A 20,821-nucleotide genomic window follows, 5' to 3' on the forward strand; every position below is an offset into this window, starting at 1 on the left:
ATAATGTTCGGATACTTTATATGCCAAGGAGTTGAGTTACTATGATAGAGCTTGTAATATATGCTTTATTAGCGGCGTTCATTTTTTCACGTTTGTATAATTCTTTAGGAAGGTCAGCCAACCTCAACCTAAAAAAGCTAACTAATGTATTGGATGTAAGCCGAAGTAGAGAAGATGTAGTAGAAAACATTGAGGGCTACATTGATAGCAATGATGAAAATTCAATAAAAGTTACTTATAAACAAATATTAAAAAAAAACAAAGATTTTTCTATTTCCCACTTTATAGAAGGTTCAAGCATAGCTTTTGAATTAATAATAAAATGTTTCAATCAAGGAAATTTGTCTCAGTTAAAACCACTTCTCGATAAAGACTTATATGATAATTTTGCAGAGAAGATTAAACATCGTAAAGAGGTGCACGAGTCTATAATTGTTTCTATCGTTTCACAAAAGATTTTAGAAATAAAGCTAGTAAAAAACGCAGTGTTTATTGCAGTATATTTCCTTTCAGAGCAAATTAACTTCGTCAAGAACAATGAAGGAGATATAATATCAGGTAGTACATCCACTATTAATAAAGTTGAGGATGTATGGCAATTCAAAAAAAATGTTAATTCATCAGACCCAAGCTGGTTGCTTGTTTCTATTCACTATAAAAAGACAAGTAACGATAAGACAAATGACAAGTAAGATTAGTTTTATTTAGAGTTAACCATGGAAAGCAAGCTACGCGAACTAGTACTTGACACTGAAACGACAGGTCTTGACACTGAATCTGGTCATCGAATTATTGAAATAGGGTGTGTGGAATTAATTAATCGTATTCCAACAGGTAAAGTATTCCATCGGTACCTTAACCCAGAAAGAGATATACCTTATCACTCGTTTAAGATTCACGGTATTAGTGAAGAATTTTTAGAAGATAAACCATTATTTTCAGATGTTGCACTTGAATTTCTTGACTTTATATCTAATGATATTTTGGTAATTCACAACGCTGAATTCGATGTTAAGTTCCTTAACATGGAGCTAAGCAAGCTGAATGCTGGGTTAATTTCCTCAGATAGAGTGCTAGATACATTACCTCTTGCGAGGAAAAAATTCGCAGGATTACCTGCTTCTTTGAATGCATTATGTAAGCGTTTTGATATATCGCTAGAGAATAGAGAATTGCACGGAGCACTAGTTGATGCTCAATTGCTTGCAAAGGTATATGTTGAACTTACAGGAGGGTTACAAACCTTTCTGTTTGATAATGAATGCAATCAGGACAGTAACTCTACATTCGTTCAGCATAAAGTGCGTAATCTAACTCCCAGAGAACATTCACCAAATAGTGAAGAAATTGATGAACATAAGAAACTGTTAGACAAAATTAACAATACACTTTGGAATAAACATATTGAATAGATCAACCAATAAAGATACAATTTAATTTTACTGAGAGCACCCTAATGGTAAGGTTTATAAGATTGTTATCTAATATGCTAGTAGCATTAGCAGTTGTTTTTTTAGGTTATTGTTATTTCACTAAAAAAGGCATATTTGCCCCAGCAGCGATTCACAACGCAGAAGTTAAGATAGGCGGAGATTTTTCTTTAATTAATCAGGACGGACGGATCTTGCGCAGTAGTGATTTTAAAGATAAATACATGATGATTTTCTTTGGGTTTTCCTCATGCAAAAGAATTTGCCCTATGAACCTTGGAATAATTTCAGAAACACTTGCAAAGTTAGATGAGAAAACTAACAACAAGCTACAAACATTCTTCATCACAGTCGATCCTGAGCGCGATAGCACGGAAAGACTTAAAGAATTTCAGCAGCAATTTGACCACAGAATACAAATGTTAACTGGTGAAAGAGAAAAAATAGACGAAGTAATTGCAAAGTATAAAGTATATGCTAGCAAAGTTGGTGGAGAAGAAGAAATCAACCATTCTTCAATAATGTACCTTATTGGCCCTGGAGGAAAATATGTTACACACTTTGCAGCTGATTTAAATTCAGACGAAAGTCAATCTGATAAGATTTTGGCTGAGATAAGAAAATACGTAAACTGAATTATAGATTTTTCTGTTAATTAGTCGAGCATGCAACTGCATGAGCATTATGATTTGAGAGCAATCTCCATGGGAAGACACACACAACTGTACGAACGTTGTAGTTTGGGAGCAATTTCCACCAGTGGGCCAGTGCCTAGACACTGGGATCCAGCTTCTATGCAACTTAATTAAAAACGCTTGTTTTAGCGTAAGACAACTACCTTTAGCTCATCAGCTCAGTTATAAGCAAAATTTCTGGATTCCAGTGGGCTTTGTTGCATCGCTACTTATGAAAGGCTAACTATAGTTAGGATTATAAGTAACCTATTGAAAATCTTGTTTTTTTTGCAATCAATCTGATCAAATTTAAGAATAGTAATTTGTTATTTATATTAATAAATTTAATTCTATTGAAAATAGCTAAAGCATTGAAATTCTTGAATTTTAGCCAGATTAGTGAGTGGTAGTGAAATTTCTTTTACTCAAATTTAGGTATTCACTGACCGTTCTTGTTATAAATACCAGAATAATAAGCTACTGATATTCTCTACCTTTTTTATCTTTAATCCATCATAGCTAGCGATGCAACAAAGCCATCCCAGACTGGAATGACATCATCTGTTGTGCAATTTACCTTCAAAAATGAATGTTCGTACAGTTATGGAAGACACATTGGAATGACACTATTTGCTGTCTTCAAAAATAAACATTCGTAAAGTTGTGCTTTTAATATGGGTTATCAGTTTAAAAATGTTGCTAATCAGCATATATGAATGTAATATTAATTAACATTCATAAACGAAGCAATACCATGGAAAATAGTTATAATGCCGATGCAATAAAAATCTTAAGGGGTCTTGATGCTGTAAGGAAACGTCCAGGTATGTACATTGGTGACACTGACGATGGATCTGGCTTGCACCACATGGTATATGAGGTTGTTGATAACGCAATAGATGAATCTTTAGCTGGATATTGTGATCAAATTGAAGTTAGCATAAATAAAGATGGTTCAGTATCTGTAACTGATAATGGTCGTGGCATTCCAACTGACATTCATGAAGAAGAAGGAATATCAGCAGCAGAGGTAATAATGACTCAACTCCATGCTGGTGGTAAATTTGACAGCAATACCTATAAAGTTTCTGGGGGATTACATGGTGTTGGAATCTCAGTTGTGAATGCATTATCAAGCTGGTTGAAATTAACTATTTGGCGCAATAAGAAAGAACACTTTATGCGTTTTGAAGATGGTGAGTCTATTGAACCTTTAAAGGTAGTCAACGAAAATACAAACAAAAGAGGAACTAAAGTCACGTTCATGCCATCAACAGAGACTTTTAATGGCATTAACTTCAGTTACTCAACGCTTGAAAGTCGTATAAGAGAATTAGCATTTTTAAATTCAAATATCGACATTACTTTACGTGATCTGCGCAATGAACCATATACAGAATCTCATTTCAATCAGAGCAATCAATCTAAAGACAATTTTGGTACAGCAAATTTTGTGCAGTATTTAGATAAGAATAAGACACATGTAACTAAAATTGCCAGTATGAAAGGAGATGCAGAAGATCTTGGCATCAGCTTGGAAATATCGATGGAATGGAATGATTCCTACTATGAGAATATGTTGTGTTTCACTAATAATATACGGCAACGAGATGGTGGTACGCATTTGGCAGGATTTAGATCTGCACTAACTAGATGTATCAATACCTATGCAACTAATGAAGGGTTTTTAAAGAAAGCAAAAGTAAATTTAACTGGAGAGGACGTTAGAGAAGGTTTAACTTGTGTTTTATCTCTTAAGATGCCTGATCCTAAGTTTTCTTCACAAACAAAAGATAAACTAGTTAGTTCTGAAGCACGTGCAGTTGTAGAAAGTATAGTTTCTGATAAATTGGGCACAATCCTTGAAACTGATCCCAAATTGGCAGCAAGCATAGTAGAAAGAGCAATCAGGTCAGCAAAAGGAAGAGAAGCTGCAAGAAAAGCGCGCGAGCTAGTTAAAAGCAAAAACAATATTGATATTGCAACTCTGCCAGGAAAGCTTGCTGATTGTCAGGAAAAAGCTCCTGAGTTATCGGAATTATTTATAGTAGAGGGTAATTCAGCAGGTGGTACTGCAAAGCAGGGGCGTAATCGTAAAACACAAGCAGTGCTTGCCTTAAGAGGAAAAATTCTAAACGTAGAACGTGTAAGTTTAGATCGTATTTTTTCATCTGCAGAAATAGGCTCTTTAATCACTGCAATTGGTGCTGGAATAGGGAGTGAACACTTCGATATTGAAAAAGCTAGATATCATAAAATTATCATCATGACAGATGCAGATGTTGATGGTTCACATATAAGAACTTTGATTCTAACTTTCTTTTTTAGACATATGCGTGAAGTTATTGAAAAAGGTTACTTATACATAGCACAGCCACCCCTCTATAAAGTTACAAAGAATGCCAAAGACACTTATATTAAAGATGACGAAACTTTTGAAGAGTACATAATAAATTCAGCAGTTAAAAGATTAACACTAAGTGGTACAGCTACAGAATTTAACAACTTACGCCTTATTTTGAATAAATGCGTTAGCACTTCTAATATTAGCAAAAATTATGATAGAGAAATACCACAAAATCTCTTAGAGTCATTGCTAATTTTAAGTAAAAAGAATGCTCTATCATCGGCTGATGAGATATTAAAGTATTTGAAGTTAATGTACAGCGAATACACTTGGGAAGTGGAAATAAAAGATGAAGAAAAAGAAATTCATATCTCTAAATTGTTTCAAGGATTGGCAGACAAATATATATTTGCACTTAGTATGCTTGAAGGCAAAGATATGCAAAACATATTAAGTTTGCTTGATGGTATAAGTAATTTATTTAATGGTGATTCATTTTTAAAGTCACAAGAAACTGAAATAAGAATCACTTCTCCAAGTACGCTTGCAAAAATAATAATGGACTATGGTAAAAAAGGTTTAACTCTGCAGAGATTTAAAGGTCTTGGTGAAATGAATGCTGATCAGCTATGGGATACTACGTTAAATCCTGAGGCTAGAACTTTATTAAAGGTTGAAATAAAAGATTGTGAAGAAGCTGATTCCATATTCTCAATATTAATGGGTGATATAGTTGAACCACGCCGTGATTTTATTAATAGCAATGCACTTAATGTGCATGATGTTGATATTTGAACTTTTAGCAAAATGTACGAACGTTACGGGTTTAAGCAAAGACTGTGTCATTCAAGTAGCTGACACTGGGATGGCTTTGTTGCATCGCTCTTCGGATAGTAGGTAACGCACAATAAATTTATGAAGCTATCTCAAATTTAGCCATACCAATATCAGTGAATTTATTAAGCAAATAGCATTTGATTAGCAGTTCTTTTTCTCGATTTATCTCAGATTTATTCCTAAAACTAAATCCGAATGTTTGTTTCAGTCGCGAGAAAAAACTTTCTATATAAGATCTTTTTCCATAACTCATCTCTTTTTTCCACTTCTTTATACCATCTTCATCATATGACTTTATGAGCTTGACTGCAGAATTTCTCTCAGCCATACTTTGGATGCTCTGCTGCGTTGTTTTTCGGAGGAATTTTCGTTTTTATACCATATTGATTACACAGCTTATAGAGCTTTTCTCTGTCATATGCCCTATCTGCATATAGTACTTTTATGACATACTGAAAATCGACTTCTTTTAGCAAATCACAAGCTCCATAGTGATCAGCCATTACTGTATTTTACAGCTATGGCTTTTTTGCTGTTTGTATTCAACATTACATGCAATTTTCTTGTCTGTTCATAGCTGCGATACTTTCTATCTTCGCTATTTTCTTTGCTATGACCAGGAGTGTTGTTGTATATACTAATTCCTGTACTATCTATAGCAATTTCGATATCTTCCATATTATTTTCTGCAATCATTTATCTTAATATTAAGTTTCTTAAACCTTCTTGATGATTGTGAATAGCTGATAACTTGCAAATTTTTCCCAATTTGCTCAAGGTATCCTGCTATAAACCCAACTGTTTGCCTCAGGCCTATTCTAAATAAACAAGTTATTATGTGCACCAAAATTACAACTTTATCACTATAAATATTGTTGCCACCTGGTATTTTTGGACCATTCTCGTACCACTTTTCTATGGCGTCATTGATATAACAAAAAATGCTTCCTCTTTCTTGGAGAAATTTGTTATATTCATGGCAGTTACTGACTCTCATTTTTTGTGGCATATTTTTTCTTCAACAGTTAAATGGCTATTTATAATGAATTTTGTCAGTAACTGCCAGTTCTTTTCACTTGAGCGATGCAACAAAGCCCACTGGGATCCAGGAATTTTATTAAGTTGGCAAGCATAAAAATAGCTGTTTTTTGTTAAAATACAATGTTTTGATGATTATGGAAATACTGGATTCCAGTGTCAAGCACTGGAATGACAGCAGTCCTACGTCATACCGCGATTCATTCGCGGTATCTCTAGATCTCGCTAACAAGCAGCGGGATGACGGTTGTCAGGGTGTCATCCCACTACCTTCTCCTGTCATCCCAGTGCCTCCCTCCCCTGTCATCCAAGTAGCTTGACACTTGTATCTTTATGATGTGAGGCATTAGAGCTAAAATACCTCACAGGGAGGGTGAAGCTGATGCAACGCTAATGCCATTAAGGCCGAATCCCAGATTTTGCTTCCCTCCCATAGAGTTATAGCTCTTCTCATAATAATCCCAATAAGGTAAGAATGGATTTATGGTAGAGGGGTTTGTATGCCAGCAGCGTATAGTTACGACTTAAGGAAAAAAGCAATGGAAGCATTGGATGAAGGAGAAAGTAGAGCAACTGTTGCCAAGCGACCTTACCCAGAAAAAGTGGAGAGAAAGAAAGGAGTTTTTTTGGGTAAAATAAAATTTTGGAGGATTAGAAATGGTAAGAGAATATACAGCAGAATTCAAATTGGAAGCTGTTAAACTGGCAAATGAACAAAGAAAGGTAGGTCAACCAGTTGCAAAAGTAGCAAGAGATCTAGGAATAAGGGATAGTGTATTAGGAAAATGGATGAAGAAATATAACGAAAAAAAGTCAGCGGCAAATGCATTTCCAGATGTAGCACCTTATGACAAAGAGAGGTTTGATTTACAAAGCAAGAGTAACAAGGGAAAGAGACATTTAAAAAAAAGCCCTGGCCAGTCAAAAAGAGTAAAATATTTTTTATATAGTAACTGCTATAAAGTACAGGAATTATGTAGGATTTTCTGCTAGTGGCTACTATAAGTGGACTACAAGAAAAATAAGCAGTAGAGAATCAGCAAATAAAGAGCTACTCGAAGCTATTCAAAAAATATATCAAGTTTCTAAATGTAGATATGGAGCTCCTAAAATTCATGCTGAATTGAAGGCTTTGGGTAAAAGTTGCAATTTGAAAACGGTGCAAAGTATTATGCAGAAAAATGACATCAGGGCTATACTGAGAAGAAAGTTTAAAATTAAAAAACAACAAACAGATAATAGAGCTGTAGCTCCCAATATATTAGACCAAAACTTTATTGTTGATCAACCAAATAAAGTATGGGATTACTTACATCAAAACCAAGGAGGGATGGCTATATTTGGCAGCAATAATTCTCACGTATGGTAGTTAATGAGTAGTGCAATAAATAAACAATTGGTTATGAACTCTTTATTAATGGCCATTAATAGGCGTAAACCTGTTAAAAATCTACTGCTGCACAGTGACCAAGGTTCACAATATACTGCGCAAGGGTATCAATATCTCTTAGCTGTAAAGAATATAGATGAGTAATAAAGGCTGTTGTTACGACAATTCTGTTGCAGAAAGCTTCTTTAGCTCATTGAAAAGAGAAATACTTATTGATACTTCACAACACTCTGCTCAACACACTAGAACTGCAATATTTGAATACATAGAAATTTTTTATAACAAACAACGTCACTATTAACTATTGCATTCCTGCACAATTTATTCTCATGATAAAAACGTCTTAACTTTCTCTCTACTTTTTCTGGGTAAGGTCAATACCTTTAAGCCCAACACCAAGCTCGAGAAAGTAGAAAGTGTGGAGCAGCCCATTCAGTCTTCTTTGAATCTAACATGAAAGGCTATGCTCAAAAAACTATAAGCGTCCAAGTAATTTTTTAAATAAGATAACTCCTTTAGAATATCTCTTAAGCTATTAACTTAACATCACCATAGGATTTAAAACATTCCCCAAAAAATGTTAAAGCTATTTTAGTAAAATACTCAAAACTTGACCCTAAGCAACTTTGAGTTCATGCTCCTGGTACTCTTGCTTTACCTTCCTGCATAATCGCTTTTGGAGGAAATATATTACTGGATGAAGAACTCACTATATCACCACACTTTAAACCTTTTACCGCTGCTTTGACTCCTTCTGAGACTTTTTTAGATAGACTAATTGTTTCAAAAGATTGACAAAGTTTTCCAGACCTTTCAAAATATCCCTGTTTAATAACATCGTAGACCCAATATCCACCAAGCGAGCAATTCTCACCTAATTCTTCTTTACAATTTTTGAACTTTTCCAGTATTTCCTTTTTGTTACTAACTTCTACTATTATTTTATCTTGCTTGTCAGGGTACAAATTAACTTCTAATTCTCCTAAACTAGTAGAGAAAGTTAACACTATATTACTATTGTCTGCAAGATTAGTGTAATGCCTTATGCCATTTTCCGTTATAATTTCTACCTCACTTTTACCGATCTTTACTATATCTCTTCCGTATTCTATTTTTCCTTGAGTTAACCCTAAGCTCCTTGCCCCATCTGTTATCTTTGCGACATCTATTATGCTCTTAAATAAGTTCACTACTTATCGTTCTACAGCCAGAATGTCACACAAACGAAAGTTTAATTTGTGCTTACTGTAGACATGGGGTTTTAAATGTGATACCCATGGATGTGAAATCCCACCCCTGAAGATTAGAATTCAAGCAGTTTAGCTTTAACCATATTGATCAGGTGTTGCAAGCCGTTACCTTACACATCTTCAGATAACTCTCGCTTTACATACATGCTCTTGTCCTCCTTCCCTTTCGGGTTAAAGTTAATTGTTCACCTCGAGGCCATTTATTCTGAACCCCGCTTAGCTCCGCTAAGTATTTCTTAATGCGTACCACGGCGCACCCTCTCGACTCACACAGCTCCCATTATTCAGCCTTTTGTCCCAAACCTAATGTCCAGTGGGGGAGTGTTAAATAAACCATACGCGTCAAGTTAAGGAATGTAGAGAGCTTAAAGTAGATACCCTGGTCTTCCTATATCTGTCTTTCAAAGAAAACTTTGACCAGATTATAGTAAGCTTTTTTAGAAAAATTTTTAAATTATTGACAATATTGTTTAATATCAAAAAGAGCTCTCTAACCCGCCTTTTCAATTCAATAAATGCCTTTGTTAAACTGAGCTCCGTGTTCTTTTTTAGTTTTACACAGCCAACCATTTCGTGAAATACGAGAATAGCACATAATTTTGCGTATAGCTCGCACAATATTCTAAATGGATTTGTCTTTCCTTTTAGTTTATCAAGATTGATATGACTTTTATATAGTTTAAATAGTAATTCGATTTGCCATCTTACTCTATAAACCGTCAATATTTGTTCAGCATTAATTTTACTCTCTGGAACATTAGTTATAAATATTGACCAATCTAATAACTTTTGATTCTTTTGAGAAGATGTATATCCATGTGACTTTGCTAATTTATTAGCCTTTCTTCTTCTAGCCATAGACTGTTCTTCAGTTAGCTTTTGACATATAATTCTTACCTTAATTTTTACTTCCTTTCCTAATAATACTTCTTTTTCTGAAGATAATTGACCTTCTAAATACTCCAATAGCTCTATTTTTTGATTTGTTTCTATATCATATATATTGGTATCAGACTTATAACGACTAACAAAATATGCACCTGCTTCATCAATCTGTTTAAAAGAACTAGGCACAAAGTAGCCCAAGTCAAATATTAGCAAATCATTGGCTGATAAACCGTTCAGATAATCCCTATAACCTTGATCCGACCTTATTCCTTCCATAAAATTTAACTTATCTAGCGCTTGATTCAGGTAATCAAAGACTAACTGTAGCTTTATTCCTGATTTGGTATTATTCTCACAATCTCTATAGCTACTGCCATATCCTTTGTACATATCTTCCATGCTACTGGGCAGGCTAATGTAGCTGCTATCCAATAATTTAACGCTTCCAAATTGCTGTAAAATTTTGCAATCAATCTGTAGACTTTTTTTAAATAAACACAAAGCTTCGTTATACATTTTTTCATGAACTCAACTGCTTCTTCACTAAACCTAAAATCTAAACCCTGCTTTGTAATTTCTATCGAGTCTTCATTTAGCAATTGGCACATTGTTTCTATGCTGCAATCATCAACTCCTATGTTACCAAAAACCATAGCTTTTATGAATGATGAGCCATTAAGTTTTCTCTTTCTTTTTATAAAACCTACTGCAATTGATATTTCGTCTGCTTTTTCATTAAAGAATTCATTGAGGTCTTTTGATAAGCAAGCTATTCTGTCCATTGTAAGTTCTCTCATTCATATATCCAAGAGAATTTATACCTTATTATTTTCCTTCACTCTATCAACTTTACTTACACTTTTCCTTAACTTGACGCGTATGGTTTATTTAACACTCCCTCACTTCATTATAGAGAACGGCCTACTGTTTCTTCAAGACTTGAAGCTTTTCTCATTTTTTCGCGCTTTGCCCAAGGGCCCACTTTTGTTGCATCAGATTGACTAATTGCTTCAGAACGAATCAACTCTCCAGATCTAGTAAAAAAACCTCGTTCAATAGCATCACGTACTGAACACCCACCAAGCAAACATTTTTCCCCTATTCGTTCCTCACAATTCTGTAATTTTTTCCACTTTTCTTGATCTTCTACTTCTACCTTTATTAGATTTTGCTTATCAGGGTATAATCTCACTTCCAACTCTCCCAAGCCAGTATCGAAAGTCAATACTGTATTACTACCATCTGCTAGGCCTACATAATTCCTTATAGCGTTTTCCGTTATAATTTCTACCTCACTCTTACCTATCTTTATTATATTTCTTCCGTATTGTACACCTTCCTGAGTGATACCTAAACCCCTTGCTCCATTTGTAATCTTTGCAACATCTACTTTACTATCCTGTGAATATTCAAGATAGAGAGTAGAGTTATCGATTTTTACGTCTCTTACCTTACCACTTGTTGCGCTTTGAACGATTGTTATGAAATCTAAAGCACGATTCTCATAATCTGCATAAGCGTTTTTCATATTAGCTTTGTGGCTTTCAAACTCTTCCAGTTCGTCAATTACATATATACTGCTTATGTTGTACAAAATTGCCCCTTTTGATATCAATTGACATACTATACCACTAGCAACCTCTATATTCCTTGAACCTTCGGAACTCTTTCTTAATTCACTAATCTTTCTTATCACAAAATCTGTAAAACTATATTCCTTTTCATATACCTTTCCGTATATACTACCCTGGTTAGGAAAGTTCAGCCTTACCCCAAGTTCTATAGCTTCGTTTACAACGCGTTTTAACTCATCTATATCTTTGGATTTATTTACCCTACCCAAAAATATTTTCAACTTTTCCGACTGATCTAATATTAAATCATCCCATAGAGTTCTAAGCTTAGGCAAACGTTTTTTGTCCTTCCACTCTTCGTAATCAATCGCTCCTGCTTCTAGCAGCAACTTTTTTGCTTCTTTGAAATGAGTTTCATTACCATAACAAGCCTCCCTAATCTTTTGAAAAACTCGAGACTTTCCTTCGCAATCACGGAGATTGAGAATCTCTTTAAGACCTTCATTTCCTTTGTGCTGATTGAAAAATTTTCTTAGTCGATTAGTGTTAAAGCTATGACCGCAAATACCTTCTAAATCATTTTTTGCTTCCAATTGCTCCTGAGTTAAAAAGATCTGTTCTAAAAGATTCACTTCAAAAGGTTTTTTGTTAATAATTACAACGTCTAGAGGAGTTTTTCCTTGTCTGTCAGTTTGACCACGTGCTCCTTTTTTCAGAAGCAAAGGTATATTTAAAGTATTATAATAAGCAGCATAGTGCAAAGGTGTTAGCCCTTCACTGTTAACTATGTTAGGATCAGCACCAGATTTTAAAAGTAAAGTCATAAATGCACTAACTGCACAACCTATGTCTTTTTCCACTGCTAAATACTCCATACCTTGTATTACATGTAGTATTGTCAATTTGGATTCTCCCCTTTGAAGATTGAGAACAGCTTTTAGATCATCACCTTTGTTATCGTGTAAAAAGTCCTCAAACCTTGTAATGTCACAAAATGGAAAGTCTGTAAGAAGATTTAACAGTGCCTTATTCAAATTTTTTTGGTTATCTTTTAAATCAGGTACGTTGAAAGACCAACCAGATATTAAATTTTTGAATTTTTCCCTTTTAATAATAGAGGTCAAAGAGCTGTTATCACTAAGCAGCAACGAGTATTTAATTGACTCATACTTATCATCCACCCGCCCCTCCTTCTGTTCTACCTTTACCTCCTTTAAATACTCTGTATCATCATCTTTAATGCGTTTAGCTAGATCCTTTAAAAATTCAATATCTCTGTTTTCCAGTAAAGGTAATGCCCCCTTCTTCATGAGAATCGAGACCATTTTTGTACTTCGTCCAGCTAAGTATAATGGAGTGCGCCGTTTTTCATCTAACGCATTAACATCAGCTCCATTGTTTATAAGATACTCTACTATTTTTATTTTTTGGCTCAAGACAGCATGATGTAGAGGAGTGCTTCCGTCATTATACTTCTTATTAACACTTGCTCCATTTTTTATTAGGATCTCTACCATTCTTGTGTTCCCTTGTGAGATAGCATAATATAATGGATCACGATTGTACGCATCAATTGTGTTAACATCAGCTCCTCCTTTTATAAGGGTTTCTACCATTTGTTTGTTGTCTTTTAAAACAGCAAAACTTAATTGGCACAATGTACCTGGATCTACTTGCTTTAATCTCTCTTCTATTTTACTAACTACATTACTCTTACTGAAACCAACATCAGCGTTAGCAGAATTTAATACTTCCTGCAATTTATTCAATTCCATAACTCCACCTCGGTTAAAAATACTACACACCATTTTCACACGCATGACATAAAATGCAAGAACTAATATGACATGCAACATTCGTCCTTAGGCATTTGAGGTAAGCTTTGCCTATTCACTTCACATTCATTTAGCCTACTATTAGGCTTTAATACTGCATATGTAATGCCACCAGCAATGGCCCCAACAATCAATGCAGCAGTAGCTGATATTGATAAACTAAGATGAATAGCAGTACATCCAATAGCCACACTTGTCAACATGGTCATTATCCCTACACAGAAACTGGTCTTTATTGCTCTATTAGTTATAGTTAGGTGTTTATTTTCTGTCACTTTTTGATACTGTATCACATTTTTATCATCAGCCAGACTTCCCGAGGTTTTGGGACACTCCCTTACTCGAAGACTAAGATACTTAACTATATCTTTGTAACCATTAGAATCTGCCAAATCGGAAGGAGTCTCACCTCTAAAGTTTTTTACATCAATAGTAGCCTTTTCTTCCTCTACAAGATATTCAACTATATCGTAGCAATTCATTCTAGCAGATTCATGTAATGGAGTATCGCCATTTTTTTCGCTTACTACATTAACATCAGATCCCTTTTCTAACAGAGCTTTAACTATGCCTAAACAGCCCACCTCACAAGCAATATGCAAAGCAGTGCATCCTTCTTCGTTTCGTGCTTCAAAACTAGCTCCTTTGTCTAACAAAAATTGAACTACTTCCAAACGACCACGTCCAGCAGCTTCATTTAAAGCAGTATCGCCGTCATAGTTTGTTGCATTAATATCAGCACCTTTGTCTAATAGAGCTTTAACGATTTCTAAGTAACCCTTTCGAGCAGCAATATGCAAGACACATTTGAAACTATTCTTTCGTATGTCAGCATTATTCATTTGGCCCAATAAAAACTGAACTATTTTCAAGTTTCCCCCTTTAACAGCATATTGCAAAGCAATGGGTTCAATGCCTTCTCCCACATTAACGCTAGCACCTCTGTCTAACAGAAATTGAAATATTTCTAAGTGCCCACCTATAGCAGCACAATGCAAAGCAGTGCAGTCTTGATAACCTCGTATCTCAACAGTAGCTCCTTTTTTTAACAGAAATTGAACTACTTCTAATTTGCCTACTTCAGCAGCAATATGTAAGGCAGTGTCACCATTATCTTTTTGCGCATCAACATCAGCACCATTACCTAGTAGAACTTGAATTACGTTTAAGTGACCCATCTGAGCAGCGATATGCAGCGGAGTAGCGCCTTCATTATTTATTACCTCAACAGTAGCTCCTTTTTTTAACAGAACTTGAACTACGTCTAAGTGACACATTTCAGCAGCAATATGCAAAGGCGTGTTACCATCGTTGTCTTCTGTCTCAACGCTAGCTCCTTTGTTTAATAGATCTTGAACTTTCTCTAAGTGACCATGAAAAGCAAAATTAAGTAAGTCAGTATGTATATTACTTTCGTGTACACAATGCTCATCTTTTTTTAAGTGACTATCGAGCGTAGCTGAATATGAATACGTAATATTTTGATTAACTTGATGAATTGGTATGGTCTGTGTTGCATAAAAACCTTGTTCTTTTGACCGCTTTTCTATTCCATCAACCATACTGTTCTCTCCTAAATCTGCTTGAATATTTATTGGATTAGATACTTCTTTCAATTGATTATTCACAACACTACCTTAACTTAAAAACTTATGTTTTAATTATTACACAATTATTATAATTAGCAATAGTTTTATATTTTTTTTCAGAATTACAAATTTATTGTATTCAGATATAGGAAAATACCTTTTGTCTCTAAAAAACATTGCAACCAAGTATTACAAAGATTTCAATTATTTACTTCTTCAAAGATCCCAAAAAGATCGTATCTTTGTGAGAACAAGCTACGTAAAAGTAGGGTTATGAAAATAGGAACTTGCAATCTTTGCAACAAAGTTAGGTAAGTTAGTTCGTATGTAAATGTAGTAAAAGTAGGCTAATATAGCTGGTTTTAGGATATAGTAGAATCACTATAAAGAAAAGTTCGAACGGTACACTTGGTAGACCAACACATCCCAAAACAAAAGGTTCTCGAGGTGTTGTGTTAGTTAAGAAAAATCATTAATTTAACAATTAAAAATATGAAAATACATACTCATTAAGAAGCATTGTTGACCATAAAAAAATATCTTACTTTAACAAAATTTTTAGCTACTGTATTAGAAGTTTAATATAGTAAGGGTAATATAATTTCTCAAAATACAAAGGGAGCCACTGATATTTACAATAAATTAAAGCAAGTGAAATTCAGTAATGATGATTCATGTAGTCCACATACATGGTCAGGCGTGGATCAAATAAGTTCATATGTAAATCAGGCTATTGAGGGTGGATTAGCTCATTATATTGGCCCAAATAACTTTGCTTTTGATAGTGAAGAGGGCATGAAAAATATAGCCAAGCACATCTGTAAGAGAATTTGTAAAGATGGTGATATTGTAACTGATTATAAATCTGATAGGCCTGTTATTGTTATCTCTAACACTGTTACAGTACTTGCCGAAAGTTCTACAGGTGCAAGTAAACAGGGTGATTCTCATTGGGTCGGTTTGGTGCTCTTACCTAAACAATATGATAGCTTATCGGGTAAGAAGATAAACAATGACAAATATCAAGTTCTCTTTTTTGATTCACTTGGTCATAGATCTTTTCCTGAAAGTTTAAAGAAGTTTTTAGTAAAAGGTGCTAAAATTACCGAAAAAACTGATGAAGGCGAAAAACAGATAGAGATCTTAATGATTTGACTGGTCAGCAAATGAATGGGAGCGATTGTGGTTGGTGGGTAGTATATTATGTGTTGATGACTGTGTATACCGGAGAAGTGGAATTTCTTAAGCCATTGAAAGGAAAAAAAATTATCTGCAAATTCTCTACGCAATGTGATGGATTTAAACGAATCTACTGAACAGTCATCAATTAAGTCAATTTCTGTTTATGAGGTTGATAATCGAGTAGAGAAAGGTAGTAGGATGATTCTGAGAAGTCGTTGCGCCCAGAACGCTGGTACAAATGAAAGCATTGATGTTTTGTCCAGAGGTGTGGGGAATCTGAATCGAGGGGAGAAAGGTAGTACTGAGTTAGGGGCACATAAATCTGCGGAAAAGAGAGAGGAATTTCCTTATAACGAAGAGAATAGAGTGCGTAAAAATCAGCCAAGACTATGTAATCTTCTCAACCCTGCTAAATATCGATATTCTACTTCATCTGAAGATCTTAGTCCTGAAGTAGACAAAAAGCAAGTTCGAAGTAAAACCAAAAGAAAACTTGATGTTGATAAGCAATCAGAGGTAGATGATTTGTCTAAAGGTATAAGGGATAAACTTATTCTTCATGAAAATCAATATGGTATCAGAGGGTCAGAAACTTCTGAGCATAGAGGAAATAGCAAGAAATCAACTTTTAATAAAAATGTAGGCCGTAGGGAAAGAAATCGAAAGAAAAATAGACGATCTTCGTTAAGTTCTATCTCATTGGTTGATTATCAGGATAAACTTGTTCAAGCTATTGTGGGAAGATCAAAAAAATCAAAAAACCTTCTCATGGACTTTTTCCAAAAAGATGGAAGAAATATGTTACTTAATGTACATCAAGCTGGATGTAGAGTGAGACAATCTATGTCCTCTATCCTAACGGAAGCAGGACCTGGTTGTGTTGCAGCTTTTAAGGGATTATATGATAGTTGGTTTGATAGCGAAGGTATGAAACAAAAATGCTTAATAGAGATAGAAACACAAGGAGTCTCTCTGTCCACTATTTCTAGTATTCTAAGTAAAGCTGGAGCGAGAGCTCCTGATGCCTTTATAAAACTGTACAATCTTTTATTCATGGAGGGGTATTTAGAATGTATAAAGAAACAAGGAATCAATCTAAGTAATATTTCTAGTATTTTGCATGGAGCAGGAGCTAAAGCTGAAGATGCATTTAAAGACTTATATAATCTTTGGTTTGATGAAAATGGGGATAAAACACATTATTTAGAAACGCTAGAAGGTCAAGGGGTAGATCTAATTCAGATGTCTAGTATTTTGCATGGAGCAGGGGCTAAAGCTGCAACTGCATTTAAGGGATTATATGAATTTTTCTCTTTTGGTGAAGGGAAGAAAGCTGTGGAGTGTTTTACTAAAGCGGGCTTTTTGAACTTATCCGCTATGGTAAGCGGATCCGGGGCCAATTTCAAGCAATTTATCATAGATTTAGAAAAAGTTCTTTTTGATAGGCATGGGAACCAAAGACCTTTATTAAAGCATTTTTTAAAGAGCGGGTTTGATATATCTAACTTGTCCGATGCACTATGTCATTCGGGAGTTTGTGCTGCTCGTTATTTAATAAAATTTCATGATTATTGCTTCGATGATAAAGGCAATCAAAAGCAGCACTTAATAGATCTATTTAATCAAGGCTTTTCTCAATCTAACTTATGTATGATAGTAAGTGGAAAAGCAGATTGTCTGAACGGGTTTTACAATTTTTGCTTTGGTAATAAAACAAAAGGATGTCTTAGTGATTTATTAGGAGAAGAAGGTTTTTCTTGTAATCAGTTATCCTCTATATTACATGGAGTAGGGGTTCACAGTTACTCTGCTTCAAAAGAATTTCATAACCTTTGTTTTGGGCGTGATGGAAAAGCAACAAAATATTTAACTGACTTTTATGAAATTGGATTTGTTCAGAAATATATTTCAGAATTATTCTCTATAGCTGAGATTAGTCCTGCTTTTATATTACAAAGTTTTCATGATTTGTGTTTTTGTAATACAAAAAGGGAAGGTGTAAGGTATATTGATGATTTTTTAATGAACGAGAATTCCAATATTAACGTTGGTGATTTATGTAAAATATTAAAAGGGTCAGGGATGAGTGTTTGTTCTATTTTTGAAAATCTGCATAATATTTGTTTTGATCAGGAAGGAAAAAGAACGGATTACTTTTCTAGTATTTGCGACTCGCCTGATATGCTGAAGGAGTTAAAGAGTAAGTCTAGGAAGTATGATTCATTTTTATGTGATAAAGATGAAATAAGTGATATTTCTACTTGTCTGAAAGATCTGTCAATTCAGGAGAAGAATCCTGGTCGCCGTACAAAGAGATAAAAGTGGTTTAAAAATAACCACTATCGGCTGTGGCCATGCAAAAGTTCAATCAGTAGGGTACACTAGTGCAGAATTTGATTTTCATTTAAGTGAAGTGAAAGTAGAAAATAAGTCAGGAAAGTATAGTACTTTTCATAATAGTCCAAATAAGGTAAAATAAGGATTTGTAGTAGTAAAGGTAGGTATGCCAGCAGCGTATAGTTATGACTTAAGGAAAAAGGTAATGGAAGCATTGGATGAAGGAGAGAGTGGAGAAACTGTTGCCAAGAGATTTAAGATTGGAAAAACAACTTTATATGAGTGGAAGAAAAGACGTGAGAAAACGGGAGATTTTCAATCAAAAAAGCCTGGAAGCGTGTGCTATAACCATAAAATTACCGACTGGAATGCATTTACCGAATTTGCAAATGAGCAAGGTGGTAAAACTCAGTCAGAGATGGCTAAGCTTTGGGGCAATATTAGTAGACAAACGATTCATCGAGCACTTAAAATATAGGATTCACAAGAAAAAAAAGACCTACTGGTATAAAGAAAGAAATGAGGAAAAGCGAGCTCAATTTGCAAGGGTTATAGCGACAAAAGAACCTAAACACTTAGTGTATATAGATGAGTCCGGCATTGATAACACAGAGGACTATCCATATGGGTATTGCCAGAAAGGACAGCGGTTTTATGGCCCAAAATCTGGAAAGAAAACTCAACGAATCAGTATGGTTGCAGCCTTAAGTAGAAGAAAGATAGTTGCTCCATTAACCTTTGAAGGCCACTGTAATATGGATGTTTTTAATGGATGGTTTGAGCAATTTTTGACACCGATCTTGGAACCTGGACAGACTGTCATTCTTGACAATGCTACTTTTCATAAGTCTGGTAAGATTATCGAGCTTGCTAGAGGAGTTGGTGCAGAAATTTTGTATCTGCCGCCGTATTCTCCAGATTTCAACAAAATTGAGCATCATTGGTTTGCTATAAAAAACAGAGCTAGGAAAAACATTCCTCTATTCGAATCCTTTCTTCGTGCTGTTGATTCTGCCTTCCTATGACCTGTTCGGACTATTATGAGAAATGCTATACATCTAACAATGTTTGAATTATTAGACTTATCGCTTACATCTGAAATATTGCTTTTTTCACTACATGAAGACGAATTACTCGACATATTGCCTAATACCAATTCCCATTACACGGCAAACAGATGGACAAAGATGGAAGAAAAGCGATAATGAAGTAAGTAAAATAGTTGAGGTATAAATGGCATTAAGATCAAAATTATTGGATGAAAAAGTAGTAGAATCAGCAAAAGAAATGCTGAAGAAAGTAAGGAATAATGCATATGTTTCAAAAAAACTAAATGCTGTAATTGCAGCAAAAAAGTACAGTATAACGGCTGTAGCAAAAATATATTGCATTTCAAGAAAGGCACTTACTGCATGACCTAAAATTTGGCAGAGAAGAAAAACTGTTTGCTCCTCCACAACGCCGTAGAAAAACTAAATTAAATCAGGTTCAACTACAGCAAATTGAAGAGTGGATAGAAGAAAATCCTAATATTACCATTAAAGAAATGAGAATAAGAATCCAGGAAAAGTTCAGATTAAATATCAGCAAATCTACAGTACACCGCTATATGCAAAAGATGAAATTCTCATATATTACACCAAGACCAGTTCATAATGGACAAGATAAAAGCAAACAAGAGGAATTCAAAAAAAAATCTCAATGAAGCTATTTTTCTTTGATGAATCACGGTTTGGCACACATTCAAAGGTTGGACATGGGTGGTTTAAAAAGGGGATTAGAACACAGGTTAAAACAAAATTAGGTAGGCAAAATTTCTATCTCTATAGTGCGGTTAATCCTAGAAATGGAGAGAGTTCTAGCTCAAATGTCAACACTGATTGCATAGACATATTTCTTGAGCAGATGTCGCAATATCTAGAAACACGAGAGGCTTTTCTTGTTATGGATTGTGCTAGTTGGAAAAAATTTAAAGGTACCTAAAAATATCGACATTATATGCCTACCTCCATACTCACCTGAGCTCAATCCTGTTGAGAGGCTTTGGTTATATATAAAACAGAACATTTTGCGCAATAAAATATACGATACAATTGCTCTGCTTGAGGGTGCTTTGTGCAAATTTATTACTTCTCTTGCCAGCTCCACAATTAAACAACTCTGCAATGTCTCCTATTTGACTGGCCAACAATGAGAGTTGGTATTATTTATACATAATGTATTACTGTTTTTAATAGCATGCTTCTAATCCTCGATACAAGCGACATTTACAAATTTTTCATTTTTTTGAAATAAAAATGATCAATTTTAATGTTTTTATACCCTTTACAACCCATCAAAAAATCATCATAATTTTTAGTATGTATTAAGTAGTATTAGCTCTTCATTTTGCAGTAAGCTATTGATTATCTTGTATTTTTCTAATTATTGCTTTTTTCTTGGTGTGGTAT

11 protein-coding genes and 5 pseudogenes are annotated in these 20,821 nt (G+C 34.5%); 11 read left to right on the plus strand and 5 right to left on the minus strand.

From position 1 onward, the window contains the following. Positions 1–41 precede the first annotated feature (41 nt). The 4 genes from ACEL90_RS05980 to gyrB all read left to right on the plus strand — a co-directional run bounded on the left by ACEL90_RS05980 (position 42) and on the right by gyrB (position 5,246). Positions 42–692 (plus strand): Tim44/TimA family putative adaptor protein, encoded by a 651-nt coding sequence (locus ACEL90_RS05980; RefSeq protein WP_010962367.1) that lies wholly within the window; start codon positions 42–44, stop codon positions 690–692. A 24-nt stretch (positions 693–716) separates the two neighbouring features. Beyond that, the gene (gene dnaQ / locus ACEL90_RS05985; protein WP_423348923.1) at positions 717–1,412 is read left to right on the plus strand and encodes a DNA polymerase III subunit epsilon; all 696 of its coding nucleotides are present in this window, start codon (positions 717–719) and stop codon (positions 1,410–1,412) included. Between the two features lie 44 nt (positions 1,413–1,456). Beyond that, the gene (locus ACEL90_RS05990; RefSeq protein WP_423348924.1) at positions 1,457–2,065 is read left to right on the plus strand and encodes an SCO family protein; all 609 of its coding nucleotides are present in this window, start codon (positions 1,457–1,459) and stop codon (positions 2,063–2,065) included. Positions 2,066–2,858: 793 nt separating this feature from the next. Beyond that, positions 2,859–5,246: a DNA topoisomerase (ATP-hydrolyzing) subunit B gene (gene gyrB / locus ACEL90_RS05995; RefSeq protein ID WP_423348925.1), complete on the plus strand. Its 2,388-nt coding sequence runs from the start codon at positions 2,859–2,861 to the stop codon at positions 5,244–5,246. A 118-nt stretch (positions 5,247–5,364) separates the two neighbouring features. Here the strand turns inward: gyrB and ACEL90_RS06000 are convergent. After that, positions 5,365–6,297 (minus strand): annotated as a pseudogene (locus ACEL90_RS06000) (IS5 family transposase). A 166-nt stretch (positions 6,298–6,463) separates the two neighbouring features. On the opposite strand from ACEL90_RS06000, the gene ACEL90_RS06005 reads away from it, so the two are divergent. The 3 genes and pseudogenes from ACEL90_RS06005 (at position 6,464) to ACEL90_RS06015 (ending at position 8,063) form a co-directional block, all read left to right on the plus strand. After that, positions 6,464–6,646, plus strand: coding sequence for a hypothetical protein (locus ACEL90_RS06005; protein ID WP_423348926.1), 183 nt, complete (start codon positions 6,464–6,466; stop codon positions 6,644–6,646). A gap of 180 nt (positions 6,647–6,826) precedes the next feature. Continuing rightward, a pseudogene (locus ACEL90_RS06010) lies at positions 6,827–6,913 on the plus strand (IS630-like element ISWpi11 family transposase); the annotation flags it as partial. Between the two features lie 70 nt (positions 6,914–6,983). Next, positions 6,984–8,063: pseudogene (locus tag ACEL90_RS06015) on the plus strand (IS3 family transposase). A gap of 285 nt (positions 8,064–8,348) precedes the next feature. On the opposite strand, the gene ACEL90_RS06020 reads toward ACEL90_RS06015, so the two are convergent. The 4 genes and pseudogenes from ACEL90_RS06020 to ACEL90_RS06035 all read right to left on the minus strand — a co-directional run bounded on the left by ACEL90_RS06020 (position 8,349) and on the right by ACEL90_RS06035 (position 14,891). After that, positions 8,349–8,906 (minus strand): hypothetical protein, encoded by a 558-nt coding sequence (locus ACEL90_RS06020; RefSeq protein ID WP_423348927.1) that lies wholly within the window; start codon positions 8,904–8,906, stop codon positions 8,349–8,351. A gap of 402 nt (positions 8,907–9,308) precedes the next feature. Beyond that, positions 9,309–10,636 (minus strand): annotated as a pseudogene (locus tag ACEL90_RS06025) (IS4-like element ISWosp9 family transposase). Positions 10,637–10,761: 125 nt separating this feature from the next. Next, positions 10,762–13,203, minus strand: a complete 2,442-nt coding sequence (locus ACEL90_RS06030; protein WP_423348928.1) for an ankyrin repeat domain-containing protein — start codon at positions 13,201–13,203, stop codon at positions 10,762–10,764. 62 nt (positions 13,204–13,265) lie between these two features. Further along, positions 13,266–14,891 carry an ankyrin repeat domain-containing protein gene (locus tag ACEL90_RS06035; protein WP_423348929.1) on the minus strand — a complete coding sequence of 542 codons (1,626 nt, stop codon included), beginning with the start codon at positions 14,889–14,891 and terminating at the stop codon, positions 13,266–13,268. Between the two features lie 660 nt (positions 14,892–15,551). Between ACEL90_RS06035 and ACEL90_RS06040 the strand changes: the two genes are divergently transcribed. The 4 genes and pseudogenes from ACEL90_RS06040 (at position 15,552) to ACEL90_RS06055 (ending at position 20,565) form a co-directional block, all read left to right on the plus strand. Then, the gene (locus tag ACEL90_RS06040; RefSeq protein WP_423348930.1) at positions 15,552–16,007 is read left to right on the plus strand and encodes a hypothetical protein; all 456 of its coding nucleotides are present in this window, start codon (positions 15,552–15,554) and stop codon (positions 16,005–16,007) included. A gap of 138 nt (positions 16,008–16,145) precedes the next feature. After that, positions 16,146–18,353, plus strand: coding sequence for a hypothetical protein (locus tag ACEL90_RS06045; protein ID WP_423348931.1), 2,208 nt, complete (start codon positions 16,146–16,148; stop codon positions 18,351–18,353). Positions 18,354–18,537: 184 nt separating this feature from the next. Continuing rightward, a protein-coding gene (locus ACEL90_RS06050) for an IS630 family transposase (protein ID WP_423348932.1) occupies positions 18,538–19,396 on the plus strand; the annotation gives its coding sequence in 2 pieces (ribosomal slippage) (positions 18,538–18,842 and positions 18,841–19,396; 861 coding nt in all). Between the two features lie 208 nt (positions 19,397–19,604). Next, a pseudogene (locus ACEL90_RS06055) lies at positions 19,605–20,565 on the plus strand (IS630 family transposase). The last annotated feature ends 256 nt before the right edge of the window (positions 20,566–20,821 follow it).

This window comes from Wolbachia sp. wLmal (assembly GCF_049435495.1).
Taxonomy (GTDB): domain Bacteria; phylum Pseudomonadota; class Alphaproteobacteria; order Rickettsiales; family Anaplasmataceae; genus Wolbachia; species Wolbachia pipientis.

Coding starts and splice junctions, on each gene's coding strand:
- ACEL90_RS05980 (WP_010962367.1), top strand. CDS start 42: ATGATAGAGCTTGTAATATATGCTTTATTAGCGGCGTTCATTTTTTCA.
- dnaQ (WP_423348923.1), top strand. CDS start 717: ATGGAAAGCAAGCTACGCGAACTAGTACTTGACACTGAAACGACAGGT.
- ACEL90_RS05990 (WP_423348924.1), top strand. CDS start 1,457: ATGGTAAGGTTTATAAGATTGTTATCTAATATGCTAGTAGCATTAGCA.
- gyrB (WP_423348925.1), top strand. CDS start 2,859: ATGGAAAATAGTTATAATGCCGATGCAATAAAAATCTTAAGGGGTCTT.
- ACEL90_RS06005 (WP_423348926.1), top strand. CDS start 6,464: ATGGAAATACTGGATTCCAGTGTCAAGCACTGGAATGACAGCAGTCCT.
- ACEL90_RS06030 (WP_423348928.1), bottom strand. CDS start 13,203: ATGGAATTGAATAAATTGCAGGAAGTATTAAATTCTGCTAACGCTGAT.
- ACEL90_RS06045 (WP_423348931.1), top strand. CDS start 16,146: ATGGATTTAAACGAATCTACTGAACAGTCATCAATTAAGTCAATTTCT.